Origin of the sequence: Rubrivivax sp. JA1026 (assembly GCF_011065555.1) — a bacterium.
GTDB classification, from domain to species: domain Bacteria; phylum Pseudomonadota; class Gammaproteobacteria; order Burkholderiales; family Burkholderiaceae_C; genus Rubrivivax; species Rubrivivax benzoatilyticus.
Genome location: NZ_JAALCQ010000001.1, coordinates 105,054 through 124,903, shown reverse-complemented (window position 1 = coordinate 124,903; position 19,850 = coordinate 105,054). Strand labels below are relative to the sequence as shown.

Sequence of the window (19,850 nt, the reverse complement as noted above, 5' to 3'; positions counted from 1 at the left end):
CGGCGTTCAGCCGCGGCGCAGGTCCAGCGTGAACGGGAACTCCAGGCTGGGAGCCGCCGGCTCGACCTTCAGCGTGCCCGGCGTGTGGCCGTAGCGGAAGAAACGCGCCAGCCGCCGGCTTTCGGCCTCGTAGGCGTTGACCGGGAAGGTCTCGTAGTTGCGCCCGCCCGGGTGCGCGACGTGGTAGCGGCAGCCGCCCAGCGAGCGCTCCAGCCAGCGGTCGACGAGGTCCACCGTCAGCGGCGCGTGCTGCGGGATCGTCGGGTGCAGCGCCGACGGCGGCGCCCAGGCGCGGTAGCGCACGCCGCAGACGTACTCGCCGCTGCGCCCGGTGGGCTGCAGCGGCGCCGCGCGCCCGTTGACGGTGACGACGTGGCGGTTGTCGTTGAGGCCGGTGACCTTCAGCTCCAGCCGCTCCAGCGACGAGTCGACGTAGCGCACCGTGCCGCCGATCGCGCCCTCCTCGCCCATCACGTGCCAGGGTTCGAGCGCGGTGCGCAGCGTCAGCTTGACGCCCAGCGCCGCAACCTCGCCGATCAGCGGGAAGCGGAACTCGAAATGCGGCGCGAACCAGGCGGCGTCGAAAGCGAAGCCGGCGCGCTTCAGCTCGGCGACGACGTCGTCGAAGTCCAGCTGCACGAAGGTCGGCAGCAGGAAACGGTCGTGCAGCGCCGTGCCCCAGCGTGTCAGCCGCGTCGCGCCGCGGCCGGTGTAGGGCTCGCGCCAGAACCAGGCGACGAGCGCGCGCAGCAGCAGCTGCTGCGCCAGGCTCATGCGCGCATGCGGCGGCATCTCGAAGGCGCGCAGCTCCAGCAGCCCCAGGCGGCCGGTCGGGCCGTCGGGCGAATACAGCTTGTCGATGCAGAACTCGCTGCGGTGGGTGTTGCCGGTGACGTCGATCAGCAGGTTGCGCAGGCTGCGGTCGACGAGCCACGGCGGCACCTCGCCGCCCTCCTCCGCGATGCGGCGTTCCAGCTCGGCCAGCGCGATCTCCAGCTCGTAGACCTGGTCGTTGCGCGCCTCGTCGATGCGCGGTGCCTGGCTGGTCGGGCCGATGAACAGGCCGCTGAACAGGTAGCTGAGGCTGGGGTGGTTGTGCCAGTAGGCGAGCAGGCTGGCCAGCAGGTCGGGCCGGCGCAGGAAAGGGCTGTCGGCCGGCGTCGCGCCGCCGAGCACGAAGTGGTTGCCGCCGCCGGTGCCGGTGTGGCGGCCGTCGAGCATGAACTTCTCGGTCGACAGCCGCGTGCGGTGCGCGGCGTCGTAGAGGAACTCGGTGTGCTCGACCAGTTCGGCCCAGTCTTTCGCGGGGTGGATGTTGACCTCGATGACACCCGGGTCGGGTGTCACGGCCAGCGTCTTCAGGCGCGCGTCGCGCGGCGGCGGATAGCCTTCGAGCACGACCTTGACACCGAGTTCGACGCAGGTCGCCTCGACCTCGGCCAGCAGGTCCAGGTAGTCCTCCAGGTGCTGCAGCGGCGGCATGAAGACGTAGAGCACGCCGCTCTTGCCACCGTGCTCGGCCTCGGCCTTGGGGCCGTTGGCGCGCTGCGGGTCGCGCACCTCGACGCAGAGGGCCGTGCGGGTGATCCAGCCGGCCGACTCGCGGCGCTCGGGGCGGGCGTCGAGGCCCTGCGGATGAGGCGGGACAGGGATGCGGGCGATGGCGGGATCTCCCTCTCCCGCGGCGCGGGAGAGGGGCGGGGTGAGGGCTGGGGGTGCGCCGGCACCCTCACCCCAGCCCTCTCCCGCGAGCGGGAGAGGGGGCAGGTCCGTGCCGCGGGCGCTTCCCGGCCAGGCGACCGTGCCGCCTTCGGCGAAACCGCCGCCTTCGCGGTGCGCGTCCCAGCCGCGCGGCTGGGCGCGCACGCTGGCCGGCACCGGCAGCGGGGCCTGCGGCGCGAAGGGGTCGGGTGCGAACGAGGCCGGCCGGTCGCCAGCCTCGGCCCAGGGCAGCGAATCGAGCGGCAGACGCCAGCCCATCGGCGAGTCGCCGGGGATCAGGTAGAGGCGCTCGTCGCGCAGGAACCAGGGGCCGCTGATCCACTCCGGCCCCGCGGCGCCGGCGAACCACTCGCGGCGCAACGGCAAGGCGTAGCCGGTGACGGCATCCAGCCCGGCGCTGAAGACACGGCGCAGGCGCGCGCGCTCCAGCTCGTCGTCCAGGCGCGAGTCGAAGGGGTCGACGTTGCTCGGCAGCCGGCGCTCGCGCCAGAGGTAGTACCAGGCGTCTTCGTGGCCGGGCATCAGCCACTTCGGGTCCAGGCCCAGCCGGCGCGCCAGCGCGGCGCCGAAACGTTCAGCGTCGGCCACCGTGTAGGCATGCGTGTCGCGCTCGTCGGCGAACAGCGAGGCGTCGTGCCAGCAGGGCTGGCCGTCGGCGCGCCAGGCGATCGTCAGCGCCCAGCGCGGCAGCTGCTCGCCGGGGTACCACTTGCCCTGGCCGAAGTGCAGGAAACCACCTTCGCCGTAGTGCGCGCGCAGCCGGTGCACGAGTTCGTTCGCCAGACCGCGTTTGGTCGGGCCCAGCGCGTCGGTGTTCCATTCGGCGCCGTCGCGGTCGTCGACCGAGACGAAGGTCGGCTCGCCGCCCATCGTCAATCGCACGTCGCCGCGTTCGAGCTCGCGGTCGACCGCCTCGCCGAGCGCCAGCACGTCCTGCCACTGGTCCTCGGTGTAGGGCTTGGTGACACGCGGCGACTCGTGCACCCGCGTGACCTGCATCGTGTGGCCGAAGGTCACTTCGCAGGCGTCGACCGCGCCGGAGACCGGCGCCGCCGTCGAAGGCTCGGGCGTGCAGGCCACCGGGATGTGGCCTTCGCCGGCCAGCAGGCCTGAGGTCGGGTCCAGGCCGATCCAGCCGGCGCCCGGCAGGTAGACCTCGCACCAGGCGTGCAGGTCGGTGAAGTCGGTCTCGGCGCCGCTCGGGCCGTCGAGCGACTTCAGGTCGGGCTTCAGCTGGATCAGGTAGCCGGAGACGAACCGCGCCGCCAGGCCGCAGTGGCGCAGCGCCTGCACCAGCAGCCAGCCGGTGTCGCGGCAGGAGCCGGACTTCCTGGCCAGCGTCTCTTCGGGCGTCTGCACGCCGGGCTCGAGGCGGATCAGGTAGCTGATGTCACGCTGCAGCCGGCGGTTGATCTCGACGAGGAAGTCGATCGTGCGCACGCGTTCGCGCGGGATGCTGGCGACGAACTCGGCGAACAGCGGCGTCGCCTCGTCGCGCGCCAGGTAGGGCGCGAGGTCGTGCGCCAGTTCGGGCGCGTAGGCGAACGGGAAGTGCTCGGCCTCGGGTTCGAGGAAGAAGTCGAACGGGTTGTAGACCGACATCTCGGCCACCAGGTCGACGGTGACCTTGAACTCGGTCGTCTTCTCCGGGAAGACGAGGCGCGCCAGGTGGTTGGCGAACGGGTCCTGCTGCCAGTTGACGAAGTGCTCGCCGGGCTCGATGCGCAGCGAGTACGAGACGATGGGCGTGCGGCAGTGCGGCGCCGGGCGCAGACGCACGACCTGCGGCGAGAGCCCGACGCGGCGGTCGTAGCGGTAGTGCGTGACGTGGTTCAGCGCGACGTGGATGGACACGGACGGAGCTCCTGCGGCGGGATGCCGCGGTGTTGCAAGTGCCGGGCCACGGATGCAGCACGCGGGCTGCGACGATGATGCCAGCGCGGCGATGACGGCCGCAGCGCGCCGCGCAAGCCGGCCTCAGATGGCGAGCGCGGCTTCGAGCTCGGCCTGCAGCTCGGCTACCGCGTCGGCCCAGCGGCCCGCCGCCGGACGGCGGAACAGCCGCATCACGCCCGGATACCAGGGCGTGTCGGCGCGGCCTTCGAGCCAGCGCCAGTCGACGTTGTAGTCGGGCAGCAGCAGCGCGCACGGCGTGCCCAGCGCGCCGGCCAGATGGGCGATGGCGGTGTCGACGCTGACGACGAGGTCCAGGTTCTCGATCAGCGCCGCGGTGTCGGCCAGGTCGGCCACGTCGGGCATCGGGTTCAGCAGCGCGAACGGCGGCGCCGCGGCCTCGTCCTCGCCGGCGCCCTTCTGCAGGCTGACGAGCTGCACGCCGGGCAGCATGGCCAGCGGCGCCAGTTCGGCCAGCGACGGCAGCGAACGGCAGGCGTCGGTCTCGAAGCGCGGGTTGCCGCGCCAGACCAGGCCGATGCGGCGGCGGCCGCCGGCGTCACCGAGCACGGCGCGCCAGCGGGCGACGCGGGCCGGGTCCGGGCGCAGATAGGGCAGCGCGGCCGGCACCGAGTCGACGCGCGTGCCGAAGTGCCACGGCAGGCTCATCGCCGGCGCCCACAGGTCCCAGTCGCCCGGCGCGACCTCGGCCGTCGGCGGCACGACGACGTCGACGCCGTCGGCACCGGCCAGCAGGCGGACCAGCGGCGCATAGGCCAGCACGCCGACACGCCCGGCACCGGCGGCCTTGGCAACGGCGGCATAACGCACGAACTGGATCATGTCGCCGAGGCCGGCCTCGGCGCCGATGAGCAGCGAACGCCCGGCCAGCGGCTCGCCGGCCCAGCGCGGCAGCGGCAGCCGGGCGGCCAGCGTGTCGGACCAGCGGCGGCGCTCGAACAAGGCCCAGCCTTCGTCCCAGCAGCCCTGGCGCAGCCGCAGCGTCGCGAGGTTGAGCGCGGCGTCGACGTGGCCGGCGTCGAGCTCCAGCGCCCGCCGGTGGCAGCCTTCGGCCAGGCGCTCCAGGCCGGTGGCCGCGTAGAGCAGGCCCAGGTGCGTCCAGGCGGCGGCGGATGCCGGGTCCAGCGAGACCGCACGCGTCAGCGCGACCTCGGCGTCGAGCCGGCGCTTGCGCGTCAGCAGCAGCGTGCCGAGCAGGTTCCAGATCGGCGCCGCCTGCGGCGCCAGCGCCAGCGCGTCGCGGTAAGCGGCCTCGGCCTCGTCGGCGCGGCCGGCGCGTTCGAGCACCAGCGCGAGGTTGGCATGCGCCTCGGCCAGCGTCGGCTGCCGCACGATCGCCTCACGCAGCGCGGCCTCGGCGCCAGCCAGGTCGCCCGCTTCGAGGGCGCGGGTGCCCCTGGCGAACAAGGACTCGGCAGCGGCGGACACGGGTCAGGCGGGATCAGCGGGAGGACGGCCGATGATGCCAGTAGCGGCGCGAGCGCTCGCGCTCGCAGTGCGCGCGGCCGTCGGCGGCCAGCGTCCACGCGCCGCATTCGTCGCTGCGCACCAGCACGATGCCGCGCTCGACGAAGCGCGCGCTCACCTCCGGCGCCGGATGGCCGAAGCGGTTCAGGTAGCCGGCCTGCACGACGGCGACCCGCGGCGCGACCGCGTCGACGAAGGCCTCGCTCGACGAGCTGCGGCTGCCGTGGTGCGGCACGACGAGCACGTCGGCACGCAGCGGCGCACCGGCGGCCACCAGCGCCCGCTCCTGTGCGGCCGGCAGGTCACCGGGCAGCAGCACGCTGGCGAGCGCACCGCGCACGCGCAGCACGCAGCTCGTGGCGTTCGACGCCTCGTCGGCGATGGCCATGCCGGCCGGCGGGTGCAGGACCTCGAAGTCGACGCCGTCCCAGCGCCAGCGCTCGCCGGCCATGCAGCGCCGGTGCGGCACGCGGCCGAGCAGCGGGTGCTCGGCCGGCAGCGAGCCGACGATCTCGGCGACCGGCAGCGCCTGCAGCAGCGCGGCGCCGCCGCCGACATGGTCGCCGTCGCGGTGGCTGAGCATCAGCAGGTCGATGCGGCGCTCGCCACGGGCGCGCAGCAGCGGCACGAGCACGCGCGAGCCGGCATCGGCCTCGGGGCTCCAGCGCGGGCCGGCGTCGAACACCAGCAGGTGCCGCGCGGTGCGCAGCAGCAGCGCGCTGCCCTGGCCGACATCGGCGGCGACGAGCTCGAAACGCCCCTCGGCCGGCCGCGGCAGCGGCGGTGCGAGCAGCGGCAGCATCAGCGGCAGCGCCAGCCCGCGCAGCCGCCACGGCAGCGGCAGCACCGCGAGCAGCCCGCCCAGCAGCCCGGCGGCGACGGCCCAGGGCGGCGCCGCGGCCGCCGTCCACGAGGCCCACGGCCAGGCGGCCAGCGCCGCCAGCAGCACGCGCAGCCCGTCGACCAGCCCGGCCGCCGCCAGCCACAGCGGCGGCAGCAGCACGCCGGCCAGCGCCAGCGGCGTCACCGCCAGCGTCACCAGCGGGATGGCGACCAGGTTGGCGACGAAGCCGACCACCGACACCTGCTGGAAGAACAGCAGCGTCAGCGGCGCCAGGCCGACGGTGGCCACGGCCTGGGTGCGCAGGCCGCCGCGCGCGGCGCGTGCGAGCGCCGCCGCGCGGCGGCGCCAGGGGCGCGGGTCCGCGGCGGCAGTGGCCTGCGCCGCGTGCGCCGGCTCGGACACCGCCAGCAGCGCCACCGCGACGAAGGACAGCCAGAAACCCGGCTGCAGCGGCGCCCAGGGATCGATCAGAACGACGGCCAGCGCCGCGGCCAGCAGCACCGCCGGCAGCGGCCAGCGCCGGCCGGCGCTGCGCAGCACGACGACGGTGGCCAGCATGCCGACCGTGCGCTGCGCCGGCACGCCCCAGCCGGCGGCCAGCGCGTAGGCCGCGGCGCAGGCCAGCCCGCCCCAGCGCGCGGCCTGCGGCGCCGGCAGCACCAGCAGGCCGCGCCCGGCGTGCCGCCACAGCCGGCCGATCACGGCACCGGCCAGCCAGGCGAACATCGTCACGTGCAGGCCGGAGATGCTCATCAGGTGGGCGACGCCGGTGACGCGGAAGAGCTCCCAGTCCTCGCGCTCGATCGCCGCCTGGTCGCCGATCGCCAGCGCCGCCAGCACGCCCGCGGCGGCCGGGTCGGCGACCCGCGCGAAGACCGCGTCGCGCACGCGCTGGCGCCAGCGCTCCAGCGGTGCCGCGGCGTCGACCGCCAGCCGTTGCGGCGCGGGGGCGGCGCGCACGCTGCCGGTGGCGCCGATGCCCTGGATGAACCAGGCCAGCTCGGCGTCGAAGCCGTGCGGATTGAGCCCGCCGTGCGGCGGCTTGAGCCGGACGTGCCAGCGCCAGCGTTCACCGACCGCCGGCACCGGCGGGCGCGCGTCGCCGTCGACATACCCGCCGAGCACGACCCGCGGCGGCACCGTCACCGGGCGGCCGTCGGCCGTGGCCGCGCCCTCGGTCTCGACGGTGAAACGCACACCGCCGGCATGCACCGCCGGGATGCGCACGACGACGCCGGTGAGCACCAGCTCGGCACCGGCCAGCCCGGGCGCCAGGCGCTCGGCCAGGCGCTGGGTGGCACGCCAGTCGGTGGAGGCGGCGCCGAGCGCGGCGGCGGCCAGTGCCAGCGAGGCCGCACGGCGCGGGCCGCGGCCCCCGGCCAGGGCCAGCAACGTGGCGGCGGACACCAGCAGAAGCAGCTGGATCTGCGCGCCCCAGGGTTCGGGCTGGTGCAGCTGCAGCAGCACACCGGCCAGCCAGCCAGCACCGGCGGCCCACCACTCTCGCGCCGCAGGCTCCGCCGGGCCGGTCATCGGCCCAGTGTAGGATGGCCCGTTCCCCTGAACGGCACCCCCGAAGGCGTGCCCTCCCGAGCCGACCATGAGCATCCAAGACCGCCTGAACCAGCTGGGCATCACGCTGCCCGCCGTCGCCGTGCCCGCCGCCGCCTACGTGCCTTTCGTGCAGACCGGCAAGCTCGTCTTCATCTCCGGCCACATCGCCAAGCGCGACGGCAAGCCCTGGGTCGGCCAGCTCGGCCTGACGATGACCACCGCCGAAGGCCAGGCCGCGGCGCGCGCGATCGCCGTCGACCTGCTGGGCACGCTGGCGGCCGCGGCCGGCGGGCTGGAGAACGTCGCCCGCATCGTCAAGGTGATGAGCCTGGTGAACAGCACGCCGACCTACACCGAGCAGCACCTGGTGACCAACGGCGCCAGCGAGCTCTTCGTCGAGGTCTTCGGCGCCGAGGTCGGCGCCCATGCGCGCAGCGCCTTCGGCGTCGCCCAGATTCCGCTGGGCGCCTGCGTCGAGATCGAACTGATCGCCGAGCTTAAGTGACCCCCCCCGTAACGCGCGAGCGGAGCCGGCGATGAAGCGCGCCGATCTGGTGCTGGGTGCGATCGCGCTCGGCGGCCCGGCGGCCGTCGCCGCGGCCTACTACACCCAGCACGCCTGGAACATGCCACCGTGCCCCTGGTGCGTGCTGCAGCGCCTGATCTTCCTGGCGCTGGCGGCGGCAGCGGCGCTGGCGCTGGTCTGGCGCTCACCGCTGGGGCGGCGTGTCGGCGCGCTGCTGGCGCTGGGCTTTGCCGGCTGCGGCATCGGCGCGGCGCTGTGGCAGCACTTCGTCGCGGCCAGCGAGGCCACGTGCGACCTGTCCTTCGCCGAACGTTTCATCGGCGCGCTCGGCCTGGACGCTCGCTACCCCGACCTGTTCATGGCGATGACCAGCTGCGCCGACGCGGCCACCCGCCTCTTCGGCCTGCCCTACGAGTTCTGGAGCCTGGGCCTGTTCGTGCTGTCGGCGCTCGGGGCCATCACCGTGATGGCGCAGCCGCGGCGCTGAACGCGGCGAACGCCGGCCGCGGTCGGCCTCTCAGGCCTTGCGCCGGCGCAGGCCGGCACCGGCGGCGCCCAGCGCCAGCAGCGCGAGTGCCGCGCTGCCCGGCTCGGGCACGTCGTTGCTGGCCGGCTTGGCCGGCCCCTGGCGCAGCGAGGCCATCAGGAAGTCCTGCGAGCCGCTGCGCTGCAGCACCGAGATGTCGTAGATCGAGCTGACGCCGGCGGCGGCCAGCAGCAGCTCGTTGGCGTAGTCGCCCAGCGCCCGCAGCGGCCGGCCCTCGGCGAGGTTGAAGCCGCTGCCCGAACGCACGCTCGTGTCCTTGTCGTAGACGGTGTTCCAGATCGCGAGCTGCAGCGCCGCCGACTCGAAGGCCGTGTCGACCGCCGACGCGTTCTGGCCGACGTAGGTCATCAGGCGGCCCAGCAGGTCGACCTTGGCCTGGCTGCCGAAGTAGTCGAGACCGCCGACGAGCTGGTAGCCGGTCATCGCCTGCCGGCCGAACGAGAAGGTCTCCTCGAGCTCGACGCAGTAGGTGATGAAGTCGGTGGCGGCGCTCTGGCCGTCGGCCAGCCAGCTGCCCTTGAACGCGCCGGCCTCGACGCTGAAGCTGTGGCGGTAGCTGTTGCCGCGCGCCGGCACGTCGGGGCTGACGTAGGCGCCCTCGACCGACACGCCGCTGCCGTAGGCCCAGTCGGTGAGCGTGACGCTGGCGGCCTGGGCCGCACCGGCGGCCGTGAACAGGGCGATCGCGCCGACGGCGGCGCGCAGGAGAACGGGGGTCATCGTCGGGTCCGCATGAGCTTGCAACGGGCCGGACGATAGAAGCCGTTACGGTTTGACACATCCCCGCGCTCCGGGGTGCGGCGCCTGCTGCGGGCGGGCGAGCGTGAGATCGTGCACGCCCGCCGCAGCTTCAGGGGGCCGGCGAGCGCAGCGCGGCGACCTTCTGGAAGCCTTCCAGCTTGCGCCCCTTGCGCGCACGTTTGCCGATGCAGCTGGTGAAGGCGCTGTTGCGGATCTCCTCGTCGCGCGCCTTGCCGCCGCGGCCGCTGCCGACGACCAGCACCGACTGCGCGCAGGCCGCCACCGCGACCAGCGGCGTCGCCGCGTCGACGTCCATCAGCGTCAGCCCGCGGCCGCCGTTGGGCTGGTGCTTCAGCTCGTCGAGCGGGTAGACCAGCAGCCGGCCGTCGGCCGCCAGGCAGGCGGCGTTCGTCTGGCCGGCGGCCACGGCCCAGGGCTCGAGCGGGCGCTCGCCCGCTTCCAGCGTCAGGAAGCTCTTGCCGGCACGCTGGCGGCCGTGCAGGTCGCCGGCCTTGGCCAGCAGGCCGAAGCCGCCGCTGTTGGCCAGCAGCAGCGTCGTGTCGGCGGCGCCGGCCCAGTAGTGGGCGATGGCGGTGCCGGCTTCCAGCTCGATCAGCGTCGTGATCGGCACGCCGTCGCCGCGCCCGCCGGGCAGCGACGAGACGGCGACGCTGTAGACGCGGCCACGGTCGCCGAAGACCAGCAGCGTGTCGACGCTGCGGCAGGCGAAGGTGGCGTAGAGCGCGTCGCCGGCCTTGAAGCCCAGCGTCGAACGTTCGACCTCGTGGCCCTTCAGCGCCCGCACCCAGCCCTTCTGGCTGACGACCACCGTCACCGGCTCGTCGACGACGCGGATCTCGGCGACCGCGCGGCGCTCTTCCTGGATCAGCGTGCGGCGCTCGTCGCCGCAGGCCTTGGCGTCGGCCTCGATCTCGCGGATCAGCGTGCGCTTCAAGACCGCCGGGCTGGCGAGGATCTCTTCGAGCTTGGCCTGCGTTTCGCGCAGCTCCTTCAGCTCCTGCTCGATCTTGATCGCCTCCAGCCGCGCGAGCTGGCGCAGCCGCAGGTCGAGGATGTCGTCGGCCTGGCGCTCGCTCAGATTGAAGCGGGCGATCAGCGCGGCGCGCGGCTCGTCGCTCTCGCGGATGATGCGGATCACCTCGTCGATGTTCAGCAGCACCAGCTGCCGGCCTTCGAGCACGTGGATGCGCTCCAGCACCTTGTCCAGGCGATGGCGCGTGCGCCGCTGCACGGTCTGCTGGCGAAAGCCGATCCACTCCTCCAGCATCTGGCGCAGGCTCTTCTGCGTCGGCCGGCCGTCGGCGCCGACCATCGTCAGGTTGACCGGCGAGTTGCACTCCAGGCTGGTGTTGGCCAGCAGCGTCGTGATCAGGTCCTGCTGCGAGACGGTGCGGCTCTTGGGCTCGAAGACCAGGCGCACCGGCGCGTCCTTGCTGGACTCGTCGCGCACCGCGTCGAGCACCGCGAGAACGGTCTGCTTGAGCTGCTGCTGCTCCTGCGTCAGCGCCTTCTTGCCGGGGCGCAGCTTGGGGTTGGTCAGCTCCTCGATCTCCTCGAGCACACGCTGGGCGCTGGTGCCCGGCGGCAGCTCGTTGACGACGAGCTGCCACTGGCCGCGCGCCAGGTCCTCGATCGTCCAGCGCGCGCGGACCTTCAGGCTGCCGCGGCCGCTGGCGTAGGCGGCGCGGATCTCGGCGGCGCTGCTGATGATCTGGCCGCCGCCGGGGAAGTCGGGGCCGGGCAGCAGGGTGTACAGCGCGTCGTCGGCCAGCGCCGGGTCGCGGATCAGCTCGACCGCGGCGGCCGCGACCTCGCGCAGGTTGTGGCTGGGGATCTCGGTGGCCAGGCCGACGGCGATGCCCGAGGCGCCGTTGAGCAGCACGAAGGGCAGGCGCGCCGGCAGCTGACGCGGCTCCTGGGTCGAGCCGTCGTAATTGGGCTGGAAGTCGACCGTGCCTTCGTCGATCTCGTCGAGCAGCAGGCGCGCGATCGGCGCCAGGCGGGCCTCGGTGTAGCGCATCGCTGCCGCGCCGTCGCCGTCGCGGCTGCCGAAGTTGCCCTGGCCGTCGACCAGCGGGTAGCGCTGGCTGAAGTCCTGGGCCATGCGCACCATCGCGTCGTAGGCCGCGGTGTCGCCGTGCGGGTGGTAGCGGCCGAGCACGTCGCCGACGACACGTGCGCTCTTCACCGGCTTGGCGCCGACGTTGCCGTTGTAGCCCAGCCCCATGCGGTGCATCGCGTACAGGATGCGGCGCTGCACCGGCTTCTGGCCGTCGCAGACGTCGGGCAGCGCGCGACCCTTGACGACCGACAGCGCGTACTCGAGGTAGGCGCGTTCGGCGTAGTCGGCCAGCGTCAGGGCGTCGGCGGGTTCGGCCGCCGCGAAATCGAAGAGGTCTCGCATGCAGGGCGGGCGGCCGCGGGGCCGCTCGGCTTGGAAAGGCGGCGATTCTCGCAAACGCCGCCGGGCGGCGCCGGAGCGCGCCGGTTCAGCCCAGCGCCAGCCGCGTCGCGCGCGCCGCCTGGCTGCGCTGCAGCAGCGCCCAGTACAGCTCCAGCACCAGGTGCACGTGGGCGCGGGTCTCGGCCAGGCGCGGCAGGCCGCCGTGGCGGCGCACCGTGCCTTCGCCGGCGTTCCAGGCCGCCAGCGCGAGCTCGATGCGGCCGTAGCGGCGCGTCAGGTCGGCGAGCATGCGCGCGCCGGTGTGGATGTTGGTGCGCGCGTCGAGCAGGCGCTCGGCCGCAGGCTGGCGGCGCTCGGCCGCGGTCGCGTAGCGGTCGCCGGTGACGGCGGTGATCTGCATCAGCCCGATCGCGCCGCGCGGCGACACCGCGTCGCGGCGGAAACCCGACTCGACGGCGATGACGGCGGTCAGCAGTTCGGCGTCGACACCGTGCAGGCGGGCGGCCTCGCGCACCCAGGGCACCAGCACCTTGGCCTCCGGCGCGATTTCCATCCAGGTCAGCAGCGCGTCGGCGCCGTCGCGTTTGCCGGGCACGCGCGGGCCGGTGGCGGCGGTGTCGGCATGCACCAGGCGGTAGCGGGAGTCGACCGCGCGCGAGGCGAAGTGCGCCACGCCCTGGGCGTCGACAAAACCCCAGAGTTCGGCATGGGCCGGGCCACCGGCGGCCAGCAGCAGCGCCAGCAGGACGGGACGGAGGAAGCTCGGGCGGACGCGGGACACGATCGCCGCATCGTAGGCGGCGCACCGCCGCCGCGATCCGGCGAACACCGCCGTCGCGGTGGTGCAGTTCGGCGCCGCGCAAATGAAAACCGCCGGGCACGGCCGGCGGTTCTCGGATGGCGGGCCAGGCCTTGCGGCGAGGGCCGAGCCTGGCGCGAGAGGCCTGGCGGCCTCTCGCGTCGCGGCTCAGTTCGCGCAGCCCAGCGTGTTGATGCGGTCGATCGCGGCCTTGGCCTGCACCAGGCCGGCGCCGGTCTTGTCGTCGCGGCCGGGGTCGCCGATGTCCAGCGCGCTCTTGACCAGCGTGCTGCGGATCTGCTGCGCGCTGCAGCTCGGGAAGTAGCTCCACACCAGCGCCGCGACACCGGAGGCGTGCGGCGTGGCCATCGAGGTGCCGTTGAACGCGGCGTACTTGGCCGGATCGGGTTCGATCGCGACGTAGGTCGACTGGCCGAGCTGGCCCATCAGCGCCGCGCCGTCGGCCTGCGTGATGCCGACCGACGGGATCGTCGTGACGACGTCACCCATCGTGCCGGCCAGCTCGCCCGCGGTGTTGTTGTAGATGACCGCACCGACACCGCCGCTGGTCTGGCAGTTCACGACCTTGTCGGCGAACGAGATGTTGCCGCGCGAGATCAGGCAGACCTTGCCGGTCATCGAGCCGGCGGCCGGGGTGTCGCCAAAGCCGAAGTCGGCGAGCGCACCGGTGGCGCCGGTGACCGGCGAGCCTTCCATCGACAGCGAGGGCACGGCGACGCCGCCGACCTTCAGCACGCTCATCGTCAGCACGTTGGGCGGCACCGTCGAGACGACGGCGACGCCCGGCGCGGCGATCTCCACCGTCGCGTTGTATTGCGAGAACGAAGCCCAGGCCTTGTTCTCGTCGACGGCAGCGACCGACATCACGTTGTCGAAGCCGGCCGGGTACGACACCGCCGTCGTGCCGGCATTGCCCGCCGCGGCGATGAACAGGATGCCCTTCTGCGTCAGGCGGTCGATGGCGCGCTTCTCGGTGCGGCTGGGGCTGGCGCTGCCCAGCGACATCGAGACGATGTTCGCCTTGGCGCGGCCGCAGGCGTTGATGGCCTTGGTGATCGTCGAGGCGCTGGCGCTGCCGGAGGCGTCGAACACCTTGGCGATGTACAGCGAGACCTGCTTGCGGCCGTTGACGCCGACGACGCCGACATCGTTGTCCAGCGCCGCGACGGTGCCGGCGACGTGCGTGCCGTGCGCGTTCTCGTCGGTGTTCCAGCTGCCCGAGCCGGAGAAGTTCTGGCCCGCCAGCTTGTTGCCGGCGAGGTCCTCGTGCGTGCCGTCGATGCCCGAGTCGACGATGCAGACCTTGGGTGTCCAGGCCGGCGTGCCGGCCACCTGATCGGCCTGCACGGCGGTGATGCCGTAGGGCAGCGTCTGCGTCGACGCGGCCGCCAGCGCCGCCTTGCGGCTCTTGATCGAGGTGCTGCGCTGGCCCTGGAGGGTGTGGATCACGTCCTCTTCGACGTAGTCGACGCCGGCCAGCGCCCGCAGCTTGGCGAGCTTGGCGCGCGGCACGGTGACCGCGATCGCGTTGTCGTCGGCGAGGTCGGCGCGGAGCTTGCCGCCAAGACCGGCGAGCCCGCTGCGCAGCTTGGCGGCGGCGCCGGCCTTGTACGCGACGATGACGTTCACGCTGCCCGCGTCGGCCGCGACGGCCGCCATCGACGCGCTGCAGACGACCGCCGACACGGCCAGCAAGACGGCCGTGCGCAACGGCTTGAGAACCTGGGTCATGGGACGAACTCCGGCAAAGAAAAGCCACATGCGGCAGAAGCATTTGACTTTTCCGACGCCGGAGCAGAGCGTCAACCCCCGATCCCGGCGTCAGGAGAACACCGAGCGCAGCCCCGTCAGACGTCGATCTCGACCGCGTCGGCGCGCAATTCCATCAGGTCGCGGCGGGCCTGCGCCTCGCCCTTGCCCATCAGCCGCGTGAACAGCTCGACGGTGTTGTCGAAGCCCGGTGCGCCGAAGGCCACCGGCAGCAGGCGGCGAGTCTCGGGGTTCAGCGTCGTGTCCCAGAGCTGCTCGGCGTTCATCTCGCCGAGGCCCTTGAAGCGGCTGATGGTCCACGAGCCTTCACGCGCGCCTTCCTTGCGCAGCTTGTCCAGCGCCGCCTCGAGCTCGCCGTCGTCCAGCGCATAGAGCTTGGCCGCCGGGCGCTTGCCGCGCGCCGGCGCGTCGATGCGGTACAGCGGCGGGCGCGCGACGTAGACGTGGCCGCGTTCGATCAGCTTCGGGAAGTGGCGGAAGAACAGCGTCAGCAGCAGCACCTGGATGTGCGAGCCGTCGACGTCGGCGTCCGACAGGATGCAGACCTTGCCGTAGCGCAGCCCGGACAGGTCGGGCTCGTCGGCCGGGCCGTGCGGGTCGACGCCCAGCGCCACCGAGATGTCGTGGATCTCGTTGTTCTTGAACAGCAGGTCGCGTTCGACCTCCCAGGAGTTCAGCACCTTGCCGCGCAGCGGCAGGATGGCCTGGGTCTCCTTGTCGCGGCCCATCTTGGCGCTGCCGCCGGCGGAGTCGCCTTCGACGAGGAAGACCTCGTTCAAGCTCAGGTCGCGGCTCTCGCAGTCGGTCAGCTTGCCGGGCAGCACGGCGACACCCGAGCCCTTCTTCTTCTCGACCTTCTGGCCGGCACGCTGGCGCGTCTGCGCCTGGCGGATCACGAGCTCGGCCAGCTTCTTGCCGAACTCGACGTGCTGGTTGAGCCAGATCTCCAGCGCCGGGCGCACGAAGCTGGCGACGAGCTTCAGCGCGTCGCGGCTGTTCAGCCGCTCCTTGATCTGGCCCTGGAACTGCGGGTCCAGCACCTTGGCCGACAGCACGAAGCTGGCGCGCGAGAACACGTCCTCGGGCATCAGCTTGACACCCTTGGGCAGCAGCGCGTGCAGCTCGATGAAGCCCTTGACCGCCTGGAACAGGCCATCCTTCAGGCCGGACTCGTGCGTGCCGCCGGCCACCGTCGGGATCAGGTTGACGTAGCTCTCGCGCAGCGTCGTGCCTTCGTCGGTGAAGGCCACGCACCAGGCCGCGCCCTCGCCTTCGGCGAAGCTCTCGGTCTCGTTGGCGGCGGCGTACTGGGCACCTTCGAACAGCGGGATCAGCGGCTCGGCGGCCAGGCTCTGCAGCAGGTAGTCGCGCAGGCCGGACTCGTAGCGCCAGGTCTGGGTCTCGCCGGTCTTCTCGGTCGTCAGCGTGACGGTGACGCCGGGCATCAGCACGGCCTTGCTGCGCAGCAGGTGCAGCAGCTCGCCGCGCGGCAGCTCGGGGCTCTCGAAATACTTCGGGTCGGGCCAGACGCGCACGCGTGTGCCGTGGCGGCGTTCACTGGACGTCGCCTTGCGCACCGCCAGCGGCTCGATGACCTCGCCACCGTTGCCGAAGGCCAGCGTCGCGCACTGGCCTTCGCGCCAGACCGTCACCTCCAGCCGTGTCGCCAGCGCGTTCGTCACGCTGACACCGACACCGTGCAGGCCGCCGGAGAAGCTGTAGGCGCCGCCCGAGCCCTTGTCGAACTTGCCGCCGGCGTGCAGCCGCGTGTAGACGATCTCCAGCACCGGCACCTGCTCCTCGGGGTGCAGACCGAAGGGGATGCCGCGGCCGTCGTCCTCGACGGCGACCGAGCCGTCGGCGTGCAGCGTCACCGCGATGCGTTTGCCGAAGCCCGCCAGCGCCTCGTCGGCGGCGTTGTCGATCACTTCCTGGACCACGTGCAGCGGGTTGTCCGTGCGCGTGTACATGCCCGGCCGCTGCTTGACGGGCTCCAGGCCCTTCAAGACGCGGATCGAGGCTTCGGCATAACTGCCCTGCTTGATTGCCATAGGGGGCGGATTCTAGGAACCCCGGGGATGGGGTCAGGCGGATGGGGTCAGGTCCCGAGGGACCTGACCCCAGTCTTCCCTGCGGCGCCTCAACCGTAGCGAGCGATGTTCAGCGGCGCGACGTCGATCTCGGGCTGGCGGCCCGAGACGATGTCGGCGATGACACGCCCGGTACCGGCGGCCATCGTCCAGCCCAGCGTGCCGTGGCCGGTGGCCAGCAGCAGGTCGCGCACCGGCGTCTCGCCGACGATCGGCGTGCCGTCGGGCGTCATCGGGCGCAGGCCGCACCAGAACTCGGCGCGCGAGACGTCGCCGCCACGCGGGAACAGGTCGGTGACGACGTGCTCCAGCGTCTGGCGGCGGCCGCCACGCAGCGTCAGGTCGAAGCCGCCGAGCTCGGCCGTGCCGCCGACGCGGATGCGGTCGCCCAGGCGCGTGACGGCCACCTTGTGCGTCTCGTCCATGATCGTCGACTCGGGCGCGAAGGCGGCGTCGGTGATCGGCACCGTGATCGAGTAGCCCTTGACCGGGTAGATCGGCAGGCTGAGGCCCAGCGGCTTCATCCACTGCGGCGAGAAGCTGCCGAGCGCGACGACGACACGGTCGGCCGTCAGCGTGCCGGCCGTCGTGCGCACGCCCGAGACGCGGCCGCCCGAGACCTCGACGCCCTGCACCGTCGTGTCGAAGCGGAAGCGCACGCCCAGCGCACGCGCCATCTCGGCCAGGCGGTTGGTGAACTTGAAGCAGTCGCCGGTCTCGTCGTTGGGCAGGCGCAGCGCGCCGACGAACTTTTCCTGGGTGAGCGCGAGCGCCGGCTCGACCTTGACGAAACCCTCGCGGTCCAGCACCTCGAAGGGCACGCCGTACTGGCGCAGCACCTCGACGTCGCCGCCGATGCCGTCGAGCTGCTTCTGGGTGCGAAACAGCTGCAAGGTGCCCTGGGCGCGGTCGTCGTACTCGATGCCGGTCTCGGCACGCAGCGCCTTCAGGCAGTCGCGGCTGTACTCGGCGATCGGCACCATGCGGCTCTTGTTCAGCGCATAGGCGCGGGCGTTGCAGTTGGCCAGCATCGCCAGGCCCCAGCGCCACATCTTCGGGTCGAGCAGCGCGCTGACGACCAGCGGCGAATGCTGCATCAGCATCCACTTGACGGCCTTCAGCGGCACGCCCGGGCCGGCCCAGGGCGACGAGTAGCCCGGCGAGATCTCGCCGGCGTTGCCGAAGCTGGTTTCCAGCGCCGGGCCGCTCTGGCGCTCGACGACCTCGACCTCGTGCCCCGACTTCGCGAGGTAGTAAGCCACCGAGGTGCCGATGACACCGCTGCCCAGGACCAGGACCTTCATGCGCCGCTGCCGTTGCCGTTGAAGAGGCGCACTCTACCGACCGGCCCGCAGACGCTTTCACCATAGTTTCCCGAACATCTCCTCACGATTCACCATTCAAAAGCGCATGCACCGAATCGCCTGCAACTGAACCGCGAAAGTGCACGAAGGAACCACGGTGGAGCACAGCCATTGCCGCGCCGACCGCGCCGCCGACGCGCCCTCGCCGCATTGGATACATTGCGCCCCCATGACCCCCGCCACGACCGCACCGCGCCTGTCGATGACGCAGGTGCTGCTCTGCGGCGCCGCGATCGTCACCCTCAGCATGGGCATCCGCCACGGCTTCGGCCTGTGGCTGCAGCCGATCACGATGGACCGCGGCTGGACACGCGAGACCTTCGCTTTCGCGCTGGCGGTGCAGAACCTGGCCTGGGGCCTGGCCGGGCCGGTGGCCGGCATGCTGGCCGACCGCTGGGGCGCCTTCCGCGTGCTGATCGTCGGCTCGGTGCTGTACGCGCTGGGCCTGGTGTCGATGGCGCTCGCCACCTCGGGGCTGGCCTTCACCGGCGGCGCCGGGCTGCTGATCGGCATCGCCCAGTCGGGCACGACCTACGCGGTGATCTACGGCGTCATCGCGCGCAACGTCGCGCCCGAGAAACGCTCCTGGGCGATGGGCGTGGCCGCCGCAGCGGGTTCGTTCGGCCAGTTCCTGATGGTGCCGGTGGAGAACTGGCTGATCGGCGGGCTGGGCTGGCAGAACGCGCTGTTCCTGCTCGGCTGCGCGGCGCTGGCCATCGTGCCGCTGGCCTTCGGCCTGAAGGAGCCGGCCGGCGCCGGCGTGCACACCGGCCCGGCACAGAGCGTGGGCGCGGCGCTGCGCGAGGCGCTGGGCTACCGCAGCTTCCTGCTGCTGACCGCCGGCTACTTCGTCTGCGGCTTCCAGGTCGTGTTCATCGGCGTGCACATGCCGGCCTACCTGAAGGACCAGGGCCTGGGCCCCGAGGTCGCGACCACCGCGCTGGCGCTGATCGGCCTGTTCAACGTCTTCGGCACCTATGCCGCCGGCGTGCTGGGGCAGAAGCTCGCCAAGCGCCACATCCTGGCCGCGATCTACCTGCTGCGCGCCATCGTCATCACGATCTTCGTGCTGTCGCCGATCACGACCTGGGGCGTCTATCTCTTCGCCGCGACGATGGGCGTGCTGTGGCTGTCGACGGTGCCGCCGACCAACGCCATCGTCGCCCAGATCTTCGGCGTGCGTTACATGTCGATGCTGGGCGGCATCGTCTTCCTCAGCCACCAGGTCGGCTCCTTCCTCGGCGTCTGGCTCGGCGGCCGGCTCTACGACACGACCGGCAGCTACCAGGTCGTCTGGTGGATCGCGGTGGCGCTGGGCGTGTTCGCGGCTCTCGTCAACCTGCCGGTGCGCGAGACGGCGATCCCGCGCGCCGAGGCGCGCCCGGTGGCGGCATGAAGACCGGCCGCGTGCTGGCCTGGATCGCGGCGGCCGCCGTGCTCGGCGCGGTCTTCGCCGCCTACCGCGACCCGCACACCGTCGTCGACCTGGCGACGCGCGTCTGGTCCTGCTTCTGATGCCGGGCCTCGCCCCGCCGTCGGACTGGCTGCAGCGCTGGACCCACCTGCTGCCCGCCGGCGGCCGCGTGCTCGATGTGGCCTGCGGCCACGGCCGGCACGTGCGCTGGCTGGCCGAACGCGGCTGGCACGTCACTGCCGTCGACCGCGACGTGCAGGCGCTGGCGCCGCTGTCGGCCATCGCCGAGACCGTCGTCGCCGACCTCGAGGCCGGCCCCTGGCCCCTGCCCGGCCGCCGCTTCGACGCGGTGCTGGTGACGAACTACCTCTGGCGGCCGCTGTTCCCGGCGCTGCGCGCGGCGCTGGCCGACGGCGGCGTGCTGATCTACGAGACCTTCGCGCGCGGCCAGGAGAGCTACGGCCGGCCGTCGCGGCCGGAGTTCCTGCTGGCACCGGGCGAACTGCTGGCCGCCGCCTCGGGCCTGCACGTGCTGGCCTATGAAGACGGGCTGCTCGACGGGCCGACGCGGCGCGTGCAGCGCATCGTCGCCATCGCGCCGCCCAGCGGCGCGCTCGCCCTCGCCGGAGCGCGGCACTCTGGCAGCTAAAAT

14 protein-coding genes are annotated in these 19,850 nt (G+C 72.8%); 5 read left to right on the top strand and 9 right to left on the bottom strand.

Translation table 11 applies throughout. The features are described 5' to 3' along the window. Positions 1 to 6: 6 nt before the first annotated feature. The 3 genes from G5B56_RS00590 to G5B56_RS00580 form a co-directional block, all read right to left on the bottom strand. Positions 7 to 3,576, bottom strand: a complete 3,570-nt coding sequence (locus G5B56_RS00590; protein WP_164962035.1) for a DUF2126 domain-containing protein — start codon at positions 3,574 to 3,576, stop codon at positions 7 to 9. A 123-nt stretch (positions 3,577 to 3,699) separates the two neighbouring features. Beyond that, positions 3,700 to 5,064: a tetratricopeptide repeat protein gene (locus G5B56_RS00585; protein WP_164962034.1), complete on the bottom strand. Its 1,365-nt coding sequence runs from the start codon at positions 5,062 to 5,064 to the stop codon at positions 3,700 to 3,702. 13 nt (positions 5,065 to 5,077) lie between these two features. After that, on the bottom strand, positions 5,078 to 7,480 hold the full coding sequence (locus tag G5B56_RS00580; RefSeq protein ID WP_164962033.1) for a DNA internalization-related competence protein ComEC/Rec2: 2,403 nt from the start codon (positions 7,478 to 7,480) through the stop codon (positions 5,078 to 5,080). Positions 7,481 to 7,547: 67 nt separating this feature from the next. Here G5B56_RS00580 and G5B56_RS00575 point away from each other — a divergent pair, with 67 nt between their 5' ends. Next, positions 7,548 to 8,006, top strand: coding sequence for a RidA family protein (locus G5B56_RS00575; RefSeq protein WP_009858848.1), 459 nt, complete (start codon positions 7,548 to 7,550; stop codon positions 8,004 to 8,006). A 31-nt stretch (positions 8,007 to 8,037) separates the two neighbouring features. Then, positions 8,038 to 8,514 (top strand): disulfide bond formation protein B, encoded by a 477-nt coding sequence (locus G5B56_RS00570; RefSeq protein WP_164962032.1) that lies wholly within the window; start codon positions 8,038 to 8,040, stop codon positions 8,512 to 8,514. 30 nt (positions 8,515 to 8,544) lie between these two features. On the opposite strand, the gene G5B56_RS19785 is transcribed toward G5B56_RS00570, so the two are convergent. The 6 genes from G5B56_RS19785 to G5B56_RS00540 all read right to left on the bottom strand — a co-directional run bounded on the left by G5B56_RS19785 (position 8,545) and on the right by G5B56_RS00540 (position 17,724). After that, positions 8,545 to 9,294, bottom strand: coding sequence for a PEP-CTERM sorting domain-containing protein (locus G5B56_RS19785; RefSeq protein ID WP_206023464.1), 750 nt, complete (start codon positions 9,292 to 9,294; stop codon positions 8,545 to 8,547). Positions 9,295 to 9,424: 130 nt separating this feature from the next. Beyond that, positions 9,425 to 11,740: a DNA topoisomerase IV subunit A gene (parC, locus tag G5B56_RS00560; protein ID WP_164962031.1), complete on the bottom strand. Its 2,316-nt coding sequence runs from the start codon at positions 11,738 to 11,740 to the stop codon at positions 9,425 to 9,427. Between the two features lie 85 nt (positions 11,741 to 11,825). Continuing rightward, entirely contained in the window at positions 11,826 to 12,521 is a 696-nt protein-coding gene (locus G5B56_RS00555; protein WP_230760027.1) for a lytic transglycosylase domain-containing protein, read from the bottom strand. Positions 12,522 to 12,707: 186 nt separating this feature from the next. Next, complete coding sequence (locus tag G5B56_RS00550) at positions 12,708 to 14,291, bottom strand: S8 family serine peptidase (protein ID WP_009858853.1); 1,584 nt, start codon at positions 14,289 to 14,291, stop codon at positions 12,708 to 12,710. A 116-nt stretch (positions 14,292 to 14,407) separates the two neighbouring features. After that, positions 14,408 to 16,381 (bottom strand): DNA topoisomerase IV subunit B, encoded by a 1,974-nt coding sequence (locus G5B56_RS00545; protein ID WP_164962029.1) that lies wholly within the window; start codon positions 16,379 to 16,381, stop codon positions 14,408 to 14,410. An 89-nt stretch (positions 16,382 to 16,470) separates the two neighbouring features. Then, positions 16,471 to 17,724: a D-amino acid dehydrogenase gene (locus tag G5B56_RS00540; protein ID WP_164962028.1), complete on the bottom strand. Its 1,254-nt coding sequence runs from the start codon at positions 17,722 to 17,724 to the stop codon at positions 16,471 to 16,473. A gap of 229 nt (positions 17,725 to 17,953) precedes the next feature. Here G5B56_RS00540 and G5B56_RS00535 point away from each other — a divergent pair, with 229 nt between their 5' ends. Genes G5B56_RS00535 through G5B56_RS00530 form a run of 3 tightly spaced genes read left to right on the top strand, consistent with a single transcriptional unit; the run spans position 17,954 to position 19,847 of the window. After that, positions 17,954 to 19,180: an MFS transporter gene (locus G5B56_RS00535; RefSeq protein WP_164962027.1), complete on the top strand. Its 1,227-nt coding sequence runs from the start codon at positions 17,954 to 17,956 to the stop codon at positions 19,178 to 19,180. Next, complete coding sequence (locus tag G5B56_RS20000) at positions 19,177 to 19,299, top strand: hypothetical protein (RefSeq protein WP_255455273.1); 123 nt, start codon at positions 19,177 to 19,179, stop codon at positions 19,297 to 19,299. The genes G5B56_RS00535 and G5B56_RS20000 overlap by 4 nt, the downstream gene beginning before the upstream one ends. Beyond that, positions 19,299 to 19,847, top strand: coding sequence for a bifunctional 2-polyprenyl-6-hydroxyphenol methylase/3-demethylubiquinol 3-O-methyltransferase UbiG (locus G5B56_RS00530; protein ID WP_164962026.1), 549 nt, complete (start codon positions 19,299 to 19,301; stop codon positions 19,845 to 19,847). Before G5B56_RS20000 ends, G5B56_RS00530 begins: the two co-directional genes overlap by 1 nt. Positions 19,848 to 19,850 lie beyond the last annotated feature (3 nt).